This is a genomic window from Arthrobacter sp. MYb229 (assembly GCF_002975405.1).
Lineage (GTDB): Bacteria > Actinomycetota > Actinomycetes > Actinomycetales > Micrococcaceae > Glutamicibacter.
Window position 1 is genome coordinate 508,024 of the sequence record NZ_PCPS01000002.1, and the last position, 12,158, is coordinate 520,181.

Below are 12,158 nucleotides of genomic sequence, written 5' to 3' on the forward strand. Positions count from 1 at the left end.
TGTGAGCTAGCGGACCGGAACCGCGGCTAGAGCGACGGATTGGGCCAACGCTTCAATCATGCTTCCCACCTCGACAATACCCTTGCCGGCGATGTCAAAAGCCGTTCCATGATCCACCGAAGTGCGGATAACGGGCAACCCGACGGTGATATTTACCCCGGCTTCAATGCCCAAGACCTTCACCGGACCGTGTCCCTGGTCGTGATACATGGCCACAATCAAATCGTAGTCGCCACGCCCGGCCAGGAAGAACGCCGTGTCGGCCGGTAGCGGCCCAACCGCATCGATTCCGTCTGCGCGCAGCTTCTCCAAGGCGGGGACGATTTTGGTTTCTTCCTCGCCGTATCCGAACAGTCCGTTTTCACCGGCATGGGGATTGATGGCGCAAACCCCTATTTTCGGATCGGGGTTCCCTGCGCGAACCAATGCATCATGGCCTCGGCGAACCGTGCGTTCCACCAAGCCTGGCTCAATTTTGGTGATTGCGTCAATGAGGCCAACGTGGGTGGTTACGTGAATAACCTTGACCTTCGGGGTCGAAAGCATCATTGAGACCTCTTCAACGCCCATGAAATGAGCGAGTAATTCCGTGTGCCCGGGATAAATATGCCCGGCACTATGCAGGGCGGCCTTGTTCAATGGTGCCGTACAGATGCCTTGAACTTCTCCAGCCATTCCGAGTTCGCAAGCGATGCGAATGTAGTGATAGGCGGCGTTGCCAGCTTCGGCAGATTCCTCGCCCCAAGGCAGATCCTCGGAAAGCAGGTGCGGATCAATGACATTAATGCGTCCTGCGACGAACTCGGCTTCGGAAATATCGGTGATTTCAACAATGTCGGCCTTTGCGCCGAGTGCCTCGGCCCCTAACCGCAAACGCCGAGTGTCCCCGATAACCACCGGGCGGCACGAACCGTACGCACGTTCGTCTAGTAATGCTCCGACGGTTACTTCTGGGCCAACGCCCGCACCATCACCCATGGTGACAGCGATATATGGTCGTTGGTCCTGAGAGATGGTATTCACGTTTAGCTGCTCCTGGGATTCTGAAGTGCGCAAAGTGCGCAAAGTTTTGAGTGCATTGTTGAGGATATGGGTACTGCCGAAGGTACCGGGCTTGGTGCCGATGAGCCTTCCGTCCGTTGATCGACAGATCACTACACCCGGCTCCAACTGAAGGAGCGGTTCAAGGGTGGAAATGCCCAGATCATCAAGGATGGTTCGTGCCGTTTCTCCTCCGGTGAGGAAAAGATCTGCGTTGGGAGCGCAGGCCAGTATTTTTTGAGCCTGCAGTTTCAGGTTGTTCAAAATCATGGAAGGGTCGCCCAGTGTTGCCGGACCAGAGAGGATGGAAAATTGAGATTGACTCAAGTTTCCAATGACCTCGTCCGCGATCTCTGAGGTGTGGTGCCCGAGCTTGCGGAACGCTGCAAGTTGTTCGCCCGAGCGGCCAGAAGCGGATCCAACAATTCCAAGGATCGGTCTGGCGGATTGCTCGATTGGTGAGAGGCCGGCCGGTCCTTCGGCAGCCAGCTCTCTTGCCCGAAAATGTTTTGAGAATTCTGCGGCAGCGGCAGCATTGAGCGCTCCGGTGCCAACGAGCGCAATTCTTGAATCGGAAGGATTTCTAGCAGATTCCAAGCCCAGGACTGCGCAGGCAATGCGAGTTAAGTCCTCGTCGGATTCGCAATCAACGATGATCGCTTGAGCCTCGCTCAGCGACTTATTCAGTGCGGTTTTCCAAGCATAGGTCGCGGCCGTCGGTCGGGCCAGGCGCTGCGAGGTGATGTTCGTGAGTAGGTCTTCGATCTGCCGAGGCGCTTGGTTCCGCTCGATGCTCCAGGTCTCGGTTTGCCCCAGGGGGAATCCGCCAATGAGTGGGCTGCCATGGAGAACCGTGCGGTTTAGGTGTGGCAGCGCTCCTGCGATAACAAGTTTGTATCCGGCGTTCGCCAACGCTCCGAGTTCTGCCTTGATGTTCCCGCGCCAAAGGGAATCGATTTTTTTGACGAGGAGCGTATTTTCGCTTGCAGCGCGAGCGATTGCCTCGACCTTTTTCTCTGCAGAGGCAGAGCCCGAGTAACGCGTATTCAGGTCAAGGACTTGGACCGCTGCTGGTGTTGCCTGCCTTTGATCTAGGGAAATTGCCGTCTGGTACCCCTGGGTGACCCACGGTAGGGACACTTCGCAAGCGCCGGTGAAATCATCGGACAAGATGAGCACCTGGCGTGATGCCTTCGGCGTATCGGCGGAAGCTTCCTGGGCCTGCGGATCTGGCTTGATCGGGTTCATGGTTCGGCAGTTCACCTCCTATTCGTTCTTTCCTGCAAAGCCTCGAAGTTCGTTGATTTGTAACTCATCATGACACAGTTGCGCGAAACACGCTATCGCTATTGCGTATTTCGCGCACACGTGGCAAGGTGACATGAGTTACAACAAGCAACGTGAGCGAGTCGCCCACTAACCGGTACGGGCCAACGACGCTCCATACGACGAATCGAGAAGTCGAATATGACCGCAACATTCTCTGGCCCCAACATGTCGCGGCGCCAGCTGCTGCGTCTTGCGGGTGCAGCTGGACTCTTTGCGAGTATCGGAGTTGGCGCTTCCGCCTGTGCCGGACCCACGGGGTTGCCGGGAAAAGATACGCTGACCCTCGCGCTGAATCGTTCACTGGTATCCCTTGATAACAAACTGAACCAGTTCGACGCCGCGGTTACTGTTCAGCGAGCGGTAAGAGAAGGACTGACCGCAATCGGCCCCGACATCACCCCAGTGCCGATGCTGGCCGAATCTTTCGAAATGGTCAGTCCCACACGGTGGACGGTGAAGCTGCGCGAGGCGGTGGCCTACTCTGACGGACGTCCGGTAAAAATTGAGGACGTTGCTACTGCCCTCAAGATGTATTCAGAGGTACAAGGGTCCTTCGTGGCGGGGTTCTTCCCCGAATTCCCCACAGTGAATCCGGTTGATGAGCGTGAATTCCACTTGGACTCGAAGGCTCCCATTCCCATTCTGGATGCGCTGATGGCCCTGATTCTCATCTCGCCGGCGGAAGACAACGAACCTGAAGAACTGCAAACCGGAGTGGGCACCGGACCCTACGTTGTCGAATCCTTTAATCGCGGTGCGGGCACCTACGAACTACTGCGCAACGAGAAATACTGGGGTCAGGCACCTGCGGTACAACGCGTTAATGTACGTTTCCTGCCCGAGGAGTCCTCTCGTGTCATCGCCCTGCGCAGCGGAGAAGTCGACATCATTGACTCGATCTCCCCGAACTCGATGGAACAACTCAGTGGGCTACCGGGCGTCAGCATTGAGACCGCATCTTCGTTGCGCATGAACCAGATTTTCTACAACTTCCGCAAGCCGTCTTCTCATCCGCTCAGCGATGCACGCGTCAGGGAAGCCCTCTCCTTTGCCATCGACGGCCAGTCGCTGGTACATGATGTCCTCATCGATTCAGTTGAGCAAGCGCAGGGTGTGACCCCGGCGAGCTTGTTCGGGCATGCCAAAACCGGCGACTTCATCTACGACCCGGCGAAGGCCAGGAAAAAACTGGCGAATCTTGGAGTAGAGAAGCTGAAGCTGAAGATCATTTGGGAAACCGGAGAATTCCCTTCCGATACCGCCATTATGGAAGCCCTGGTGCAGATGTTCGGGGACATCGGCGTCTCCACCGAACTGCAGCAGTTTGAACCCGGCGGCAACATTCTTCAATGGCGGCAGGGCAAGGAGGGAGATTGGGACCTCTTGGGCAACGGATTCTCCAGCCCGACGGGGTTGGCAATCACCATGTTGCAAGGCATGTATGCGGGCACCGCAGAAAAAGAGAAAACTCGGGATACCTACCAGGGGTACGTCGTTCCCTCGGTCGCAGAGAAGATAGCGCGTGCCACCATCGAGGTCGATGATTCCAAACGCGCAACGTATTTGAAAGTTGCCCAGCAGGCCGCCTGGGATACCTGGCCGTGCGCTTGGGCCTTCGTGCCAAAGTCAATTCTCGCAAGACGAAACCGAGTGCAAGATCTCGGGTTGTCTGCAGCTAACTCGTACCCACTGGTCAATATCGGATTGGAGAGCTGAAACATGCTTACATACCTGCCTAAACGCATTGGCCAGGGGTTGCTGACCGTATTCATGACGATTTCGGTGGTGTTCTTGCTGATCCGCATGGCCCCGGGTGACCCGGCCGCGGCATTCGCCGGCCCGTTGGCGACCACCGAGCAGCTCGCTGCGGTCCGCGAGCAGTTTGGCCTCGAAGCCCCGGTCTTCCAGCAGTATCTGATCTTTATCGGACAGCTGTTTACCGGGAATCTCGGCACGTCTTACTCTTTCCAGGCCCCGGCAATGCAAGTCGTTCTCGAACGACTTCCCTACACATTAACGCTGGCTACTTCCTCCATTGTTCTGGCGGCGCTAGTTTCCATTCCGCTAGGCATGTGGATGGCGCGCCGTGCAGACACCGGTTCGGAACTCGGCGTCAATGTGGTGACCGTGGCGGGGCAGTCCATGCCGGACTTCTGGACGGGCATCATGCTGCTCACGGGGTTCTCGGTACTACTTCCCATCTTCCCCGCCTCCGGGTTCACCACCTGGGGTGGTCTATTCCTTCCCACGCTCACGGTGGCGATCTTGCAGATCGCCTTGGTTTCTCGAATGGTCAGGCGCGAGATGGTGAACAACTTCAACTCTCCGTACCTCACGGTGGCTCGTTCCCGCGGTGTCAGCGAGAGGGCCTTAACCTGGCGCTATGCCTTAGGCAATGCAGGCATTCCGGTCTTCACCGCCTTAGGCACTCGATTCGCGGCCATGCTCAACGGCGTCGTTGTCGTAGAAGTTGTCTTCGGCTGGCCGGGCGTTGGTTCGCTGATCGTGCGAGCTCTGGAAACTCGCGACTACCCACTCATTCAGGCCACCGTGTTGATCACGGCGCTACTAGCCGTTGCCGTGCAACTGCTCATCGATTTGGCCTATCCATTGTTTGATCCTCGTGTTCGACTCGGAAAGGCAGCTTCGGTATGAGCACCGCAACCCAATCGCCCCGAACCGGCGTAACACCTCAACGTCTCAAGGCTTCGGCTGCGGCGCGAAAAGCCCGGTCAACCCGGATCAAGCTTTGGGCCGGCTCGATTCTGACGTTGCTCGTGGTACTGCCCATCGTGCTGGCAAACTTCTTGCCGCTTGCAGACCCCAACGCCCAAGATCTCAGCGCGCGCCGTTTGCCCCCGCTCAGCGAAGGTTACTTCTTTGGCACCGACGAATTAGGGCGCGACTTGCTCTCCCGCATTCTCTTCGGAGGCCAGACCTCATTGATGATCGGCCTGCTGGCAGTAGTCGTCTCAGGTGCTATCGGAGTGATTCTTGGATCGATTGCCGGGTTCTATGGTCGCTGGGCGGATACGATCATTTCACGCATTCTCGAGGCGCAGATGTCCTTGCCGCTGTTGATGATGTTGCTGCTGGTCGTTGCCTTGTTCGGTCCCTCCATTCCGGTGATCACCGGTGTGATTGCTATTGCGCAATGGCCGGAGGTAGCGCGTCTTACCCGGTCGCTCGTTCTGGTGGAACGTGAAAAACCCTATGTGGATGCCGCAAAGACGCTGGGCCTTCACCGACTTTCCGTCCTTTTGAAACACGTCATCCCGAATATCTTCAAACAGGCCAGCCTGGTCATCTTGCTGTTGCTGGCCCAGGCAGTGCTGCTCGAAAGCGCCCTGTCCTTTTTGGGCGCCGGACCACAGCGGCCATTTGCCACCTGGGGTCGACTGATTTCGGACGGTCAGGACTACATCACCACCTCATGGTGGATGGTCACGCTGCCGGGTTTGGTTATCGTGGCCCTGGTCGTCGGGGTAAACCTCCTAGGCGATGCCCTTCGCGACGGACGTCCCCGCCGCAAAGCACGAAAGGAAGCCTAGCCATGAGCAATCCCAACGAACAGCGGGCAAGCAGCCCGGCGATGGTTCTCGAGGTCCAGAATTTCAGTGTCGAGCTCATGACCGACAACGGCATCTTCAAAGCCGTTAACAACGTCAATTTTTCCATTAGGCGTGGCCAGACCGTCACCATCATTGGTGAATCGGGATCGGGCAAATCGACCACCGCCATGGGGATGCTGCAGCTTTTGCCTCCTGACCTCGCGGTGCTCTCGGGAACGGTGGAGATCCATGGCAACGACGTATTGTCCAGCCCGAAAGCGATACGCAGGTACCGTGGACGCGGTTTAGCGCTTATCCCGCAGGACCCAATGACCGCTCTCAGCCCGGTGCTTTCCATAGGTTCCCAGCTGCGCGAAGCCATCAAGGTGGCGGGGCGGGAGAAGGGCAAAAATGCCATCCAGGCAAAAGCCGTGAGGCTACTGGAGCAGGTTCGCATTCCACTCGTTGATGAACAGCTGAAGAAATTCCCTCACCAGCTCTCTGGGGGCATGCTGCAGCGAGTCCTGATCGCCATCGCCTTGGCCAGCGAACCGGAGTTGCTGGTAGCCGATGAACCCACCAGCGCATTGGATGTCACCGTCCAAGCCGGAATCCTGGATCTGCTGCTAGAAATTCAAGAAACCAGCGGAACGTCAATTCTGATGATTACCCACGATATCGGCGTGGCCAGGCTAGTTTCGGACACCATCCACGTCATGCAGGGTGGGCGATTCGTAGAATCGGGTGGTGCGCATCAAATCGTGGAAGATCCGCAAGAGGAATATACCCGCAACCTCCTGGCGGCCGTGCCACGCCTGGGAACCTGGGACGAACTAGAATCAGTGGAGGAATCCCGTGTCTGAAGTCTTGAAAGCCACAGCCGCCAAGGGCAGCCAACCGTTTCTGTCGGTCAAGAACTTGGTTGTGGAGTATTCCACTCGCAAAGGTCCGTTCCGGGCAGTTAACGACGTTTCCTTCGATCTGCAGCGCGGATCAACTATAGCCATCGTGGGCGAATCAGGATGTGGCAAATCCACCGTGGCCAAATCGATCATGCGGTTGATCAAGCCAACGAGCGGCTCCATAGTCCTGGATGGCAACGACCTGTTGTCGCTCAACGAATCGGCGCTTCGCCCGCTACGGCACAAATTTCAGATGGTCTTTCAAGATCCTTATGGGTCTTTGGACCCGCGCCAGACGGCCGAAGAAATTATTACCGAGCCGTTGAAGATCCAGAGGGTGCATTCCTCAGCCGAGCGGACCAAGGAAGCCAAACGACTATTGGACCGAGTGGGCCTTTCCGAAAATTCACTTTATCGTCGCCCTAATGAATTCTCCGGCGGACAGCGCCAGCGCATCGGCATCGCCCGTGCGCTGGCTTCCAAACCGGAGTTGCTGGTTTGCGATGAGGCCACCAGCGCCTTGGACGTTTCGGTACAGGCCCAGGTGCTGAGACTACTTGCAGAGATTCAAGCGGAAACCGGAATTTCCTACGTGTTCATCTCACACAATCTGGGTGTGGTTCAGGAAATAAGCGAACACACCATGGTCATGAGACGCGGAGAGCTCATTGAACTAGGGAAAACCAGCCAAGTGCTCAGCGCTCCGAAAGCCGAATATACCCGGGCCCTTCGCCGCGCGGCCCTCGACCCAAGCATCATGCAGGGCGTGAAACCTCGGTATCTGCTCTCGGCCCTGAGCAGTTCATCCGCAAAATAGGTGCCGCTGAACCACCCCCAAATCTCCTGACTTACCAAAGGAAACGTCAATGACAACAAGAAGCAACCCGGGCGCAGAACTAGTCTTGGGCACGATGACCTTCGGGGATACCGCAGACGCTTCCACCAGCGCAGCGATCCTTCGGACGGCATTGGACGCAGGCATCCGCCATATCGACACCGCCAACGCCTACGTCGGCGGTGTCACGGAAGAATTGCTGGCCAAGTTGCTCGAAGGCCACCGCGACGAAGTATTTTTGGCTTCCAAAGCTGGGATGCCGCATGCCGACGCGCAAGAGGACGCCTTGCTTTCTCCGGTGGCAGTTCGGCGCAGCGTTGAAGGTTCCCTGCGTCGGCTCAACACCGACCGATTGGATCTTTTCTATCTGCACCAGCCCGACTATCTAACTCCGCTCGAAGAGACAATGGGTGAGGTGGCAAAGCTCGCCGAAGAGGGCAAGATTCTGTCTCTAGGGGTCTCCAATTTTGCCGCCTGGCAGATCGCGCAGGCCCGGCAGGTCGCAGCCGAGGTTGGCGCCCCGGCGCCGGTCGTTGCCCAACAGCTTTTCAACCTGGTTGGTCGTCGCATCGAGACCGAGTACCTGCCTTTTGCCGCCGCAACCGGCGTGAAAACCATGGTGTACAACCCGCTGGGCGGTGGATTGCTCAGCGGAAAGCACAGCTTCGAAAATCGCCCGACCGATGGACGCTTTGGTGATTCGCGACTAGCCAAAATGTACACGGAGCGATACTGGGACGCTGGTCTCTTCGAGGTGATCGATGGGCTGACCCGGATAGCCCAAGACGCAGGTATCAGCCTGATCGAACTAGCGTTCCGCTGGCTGGCCTACCATGAGCAGGTCGACTCGCTCCTACTTGGTGGATCCAAGGTAGCGCAGCTGGAATCAAACCTCGCGGCGATCGCCAAGGGGCCACTGGATGCAGACATCGCAGATGCAGCCGCACAGGAGTCTAACTCGCTGCACGGTCCGATGCCCGCCTACAACCGCTAATCCTCCACTAGAAAGAAAATAACCCTCATGACTTCACCCGTTGCCCTCGAATTCGTCCGCAAGATTCGCGATCGCGAGCCGGCCGTCGGATACTGGATAGTGCTTGACTCACCGGTTTCCACCGAACGAATTGCCCGACTGGGTTATGACTATGTCGCTCTGGATGCACAGCACGGTCTGCTCGGATACTCCGGAATACTCAACGGCTTGATGGCCATAGACGCCTCGGCCCAAGCGGTAGGCGTGGTGCGCGTCGAAGCGAATAATGCCACCGCAATCGGTAAAGCACTCGATGCCGGCGCCGTGGCGGTGATCGTGCCACTAGTCAACAACGCACAAGATGCTGCTGACGCCGTAAACGCGGCCAAGTACCCACCTCACGGCATTCGCTCATATGGCCCCATGCGGTCGGCTCTGCGCGTTGGGCCAAAACCAGGCGAAGCAGATGCCGCCACCATGGTCTTCGCCATGATTGAGACACCCGGTGGGCTGGAAAATGTGGAAGAAATCGCGGCTGTTCCCGGATTGGACGGGTTGTACGTAGGCCCCAGCGACCTTGCTTTGGCCATCGGCGCCGCTTTTCCGGGCGACCCGGCCATTGCAGATGAATTTGAGGCCGCTTTGGTCCGTGTTGCGGAAGCAGCCAAAAATGCGGGCATTGCCGCAGGCATCCACAATGCGAGCGGTGAGCTCGCACAAGGCCGGTTGGCGCAGGGCTACACGTTCGCAACGGTTGCCTCAGACCTAACGCATTTGGAAGCTACGGCTAGCGCGCACCTGAAGGACGCGCTCGCCAGCATTCCCGCGCACTAGATCCCAGAGCGAGTCAGCATTTCAAAATATCGGTGAGCCAGGGTATCGCCTGCGCGGCCGGAAAAAAGCCATAAGGACATGGACGCATGCCACTCAAAGAATTTTCGAACATTTCCACAGATGGAATTGTTCGTCACGAACAAGACCTGAATTTCGCCTACTTGCCTGCCCCAACTGTGCAGTCCCACGCCGCGAACCTCATGACGCTAGGCAACGGACGGCTCGGTTGCGTCTGGTTCGGCGGCACGCAGGAGGGAGTGGCCGATATCAGCATTTACTTTTCATACTTAGACAAAACCGCTTCCGGAGCGTGGGAATCACAGTGGTCGGAGCCGAGGAAGCTGTCCAATGACGCAACCCGCTCCGAGCAGAACCCGATTCTGTTCGTGCATGTAGAGGAATTGTGGTTGCTGTACACGGCCCAGCATGCCGGAAATCAAGATACTTCCGAGGTCCGCCGCCGGATTTCATGCGACAACGGCGAGACCTGGAGCGAACCGGAGACCCTTTTTGCGGCTACCGCCCACGGGGGAGTATTCGTACGCCAGCCTCCGGTAGTCGTAGGCGAACGCATCCTCGTTCCGATCTTCCGCTGCGCGACGGTCCCAGGGCAGAAATGGGTGGGCGATGAAGATGACTCGGCGCTCATGGTGTCCAGCGATGGGGGGAAAACTTGGGTGGAGCAGCTTATTGAAGGGTCATTAGGCTGCGTTCATATGAACATTGCGGCGCTCGCCGACGGTTCGCTCATGGCCTTGTACCGCAGCCGCTGGGCAGATGCTATTTACTTCTCGAAGTCCGAAGACCAAGGAGTTTCATGGACCGCGCCGGTAGCAACCGAACTTCCGAACAATAACTCTTCCATTCAATTCACCGCCATGCACGATGGGCGCCTGGCACTGATCTACAACCATTCGCGGGCAAACGCCGAGACCGAGCGTAGGCTCTCCTTGTATGACGAAATTGACGATGAGGGTCTGGACGAACAAGTTGATGGCCCGGTTGCGTTTGAGCCTGAGCCCGCTGAAGGCGAAGGTGTCACCAAACCAAAAGCGTTTTGGGGTACGCCTCGCGCTCCGCTGACAGTTGCGATTTCGGAGGACGGAGGCCAAAGCTGGACGGTCCGTCGCGACCTGGAGGTAGGGGATGGGTACTGCCTATCGAATAACTCAAGGGAGGGACTGAACCGCGAATTCTCCTATCCCTCTATCCACCAGAGCCAGGATGGACTGTTGCATCTGGCTTACACGTACTTCCGCCAAGCCATCAAGTACGTTCGGGTAGACCCGTCATGGATTTACCAAGATGCTTTCGAGACGAACACGGAACCGGCCGATGCCTAAAGCATTGGTTACCGGGGTGAGCTCCGGCATTGGTTCGGCTATTGCTTTGTCGCTGCTTGGTGCCGGGTACCAAGTCACGGGTCTGAGCCGGCGCAAGCCAGACTATGCCGATGAGTTTGCCGAGAATTTTCTGTGGGTGCCGGCCGATTTGGGGGACATCCGAGCGGTAGCTCAACTCGCGTTGAAGCTGGAACCTCCGGAAGTTTTCATTCACGCGGCCGGTTTCATGTCCACCGGCGCACTAGGCGAAATGGAGAGCGCATCCCTTGCCGAAATGTTCGCGGTGCACGTGCAGGCGCCCGCAGAGCTAGTGAATGTCTTCGCAAGAAGCTTTCCTGACGGCGCACGGGTGATTCTAATCGGTAGCCGAACGATGAGCGGGGTCGCGGGAAAAAGCCAATATTCGGCGACCAAATCTGCCCTCGCCGGATTGTCGAGAAGTTGGGCCATGGAGCTGGCAGGCAGAGGCATAACTTGCAATGTCGTGGCCCCCGGGCCGACCGATACCCCGATGATGATTGATCCGCGCCGGCGAGGGGTTCCTCCGGTCACGCCACCGCTGGGCAGCCTGGTCGATCCTCACGATGTCGCTGCGCTCGTACGCTTCCTGATCGGCGAGCACGGGAAGTCCATTACCGGACAGGTACTGACGATTTGCGGTGGTGCGTCGTTGAAAAGCTAGCGGTATCCTCATAAATTGAGGTCCCACCTCGTTTGGGGTTCTGTTATTGGGGATTGCTCATCTAGATGGAGAGCCGCTTGAACCAACCGTAGTAAATGGTCTGGAAGCTCCATTGGTGCTTTCCGACCACAACCGACTCTGGCAGGTGCGTGATCGCCCACTACACGCGATGCGAATCAATGAGCCGGCAAACCGGCATGCTCCGCCAGCACCGGGCTACATTTATAGCTTCTGGCTACTCCTGATGTTGGACGGCAAGTCTGGCCAGCAGAACGAAAGACTTCTCGAACCGAGCTACGCTTCATCGACGCGGCGAGCCTGTCAGCGGTTTGGCTTGTGAAACCTGAGCCTGATTTGGTAAATAACCCATGTTTCGCGAACCAGAAGGTTGCGTGACAGCGTGTCGTACAGCCATCGGCGACTAGGCAAGGTCGCTCGACGCCAAATAGTCCCAGCATCGCTGAAGGCTTGCTTCTCCGGGCTGTATTTTTTAGTTTATTGGCTTCAGCAATATATCCGCTGAGGTCCCTCGGTAATGGAAACCGAGCAAGGTTTCGATATCGAGAACTGTCGGAGAATGCGTCTCACAGACTGCCTGAATCATCAGAGCCTGAGGAATGTGCAACCCAGCGATAAGTCCATTGGCGCCCAGCATTTAGCAGAAGCCG

Annotated in this window: 10 protein-coding genes; 9 read left to right on the forward strand and 1 reads right to left on the reverse strand. The window is 57.4% G+C overall.

Annotated features, from left to right (window positions below):
- Window positions 1-6 precede the first annotated feature (6 nt).
- Window positions 7-2,289 (reverse strand): 4-hydroxythreonine-4-phosphate dehydrogenase PdxA, encoded by a 2,283-nt coding sequence (pdxA, locus tag CQ019_RS08770; protein WP_105569468.1) that lies wholly within the window; start codon window positions 2,287-2,289, stop codon window positions 7-9.
- Window positions 2,290-2,508: 219 nt separating this feature from the next.
- On the opposite strand from pdxA, the gene CQ019_RS08775 reads away from it, so the two are divergent.
- From CQ019_RS08775 to CQ019_RS08815, 9 genes are all read left to right on the forward strand, one after another.
- A complete protein-coding gene (locus CQ019_RS08775) occupies window positions 2,509-4,086 on the forward strand; it encodes an ABC transporter substrate-binding protein (RefSeq protein WP_105569469.1) in 1,578 nt (525 codons plus the stop codon).
- 3 nt (window positions 4,087-4,089) lie between these two features.
- On the forward strand, window positions 4,090-5,025 hold the full coding sequence (locus CQ019_RS08780; RefSeq protein WP_105569470.1) for an ABC transporter permease: 936 nt from the start codon (window positions 4,090-4,092) through the stop codon (window positions 5,023-5,025).
- Window positions 5,022-5,921, forward strand: coding sequence for an ABC transporter permease (locus tag CQ019_RS08785; protein ID WP_105569471.1), 900 nt, complete (start codon window positions 5,022-5,024; stop codon window positions 5,919-5,921). The genes CQ019_RS08780 and CQ019_RS08785 overlap by 4 nt, the downstream gene beginning before the upstream one ends.
- A 2-nt stretch (window positions 5,922-5,923) precedes the next feature.
- Window positions 5,924-6,784 (forward strand): ABC transporter ATP-binding protein, encoded by an 861-nt coding sequence (locus tag CQ019_RS08790; protein ID WP_105569472.1) that lies wholly within the window; start codon window positions 5,924-5,926, stop codon window positions 6,782-6,784.
- Window positions 6,777-7,640, forward strand: coding sequence for an ABC transporter ATP-binding protein (locus tag CQ019_RS08795; protein ID WP_258133895.1), 864 nt, complete (start codon window positions 6,777-6,779; stop codon window positions 7,638-7,640). Before CQ019_RS08790 ends, CQ019_RS08795 begins: the two co-directional genes overlap by 8 nt.
- 49 nt (window positions 7,641-7,689) lie before the next feature.
- A complete protein-coding gene (locus CQ019_RS08800) occupies window positions 7,690-8,652 on the forward strand; it encodes an aldo/keto reductase (RefSeq protein WP_105569473.1) in 963 nt (320 codons plus the stop codon).
- Window positions 8,653-8,679: 27 nt separating this feature from the next.
- Complete coding sequence (locus CQ019_RS08805; RefSeq protein WP_105569474.1) at window positions 8,680-9,465, forward strand: HpcH/HpaI aldolase/citrate lyase family protein; 786 nt, start codon at window positions 8,680-8,682, stop codon at window positions 9,463-9,465.
- An 86-nt stretch (window positions 9,466-9,551) separates the two neighbouring features.
- The gene (locus CQ019_RS08810; protein WP_105569475.1) at window positions 9,552-10,808 is read left to right on the forward strand and encodes an exo-alpha-sialidase; all 1,257 of its coding nucleotides are present in this window, start codon (window positions 9,552-9,554) and stop codon (window positions 10,806-10,808) included.
- Window positions 10,801-11,490: an SDR family NAD(P)-dependent oxidoreductase gene (locus CQ019_RS08815; RefSeq protein ID WP_105569476.1), complete on the forward strand. Its 690-nt coding sequence runs from the start codon at window positions 10,801-10,803 to the stop codon at window positions 11,488-11,490. The genes CQ019_RS08810 and CQ019_RS08815 overlap by 8 nt, the downstream gene beginning before the upstream one ends.
- Window positions 11,491-12,158: the final 668 nt, after the last annotated feature.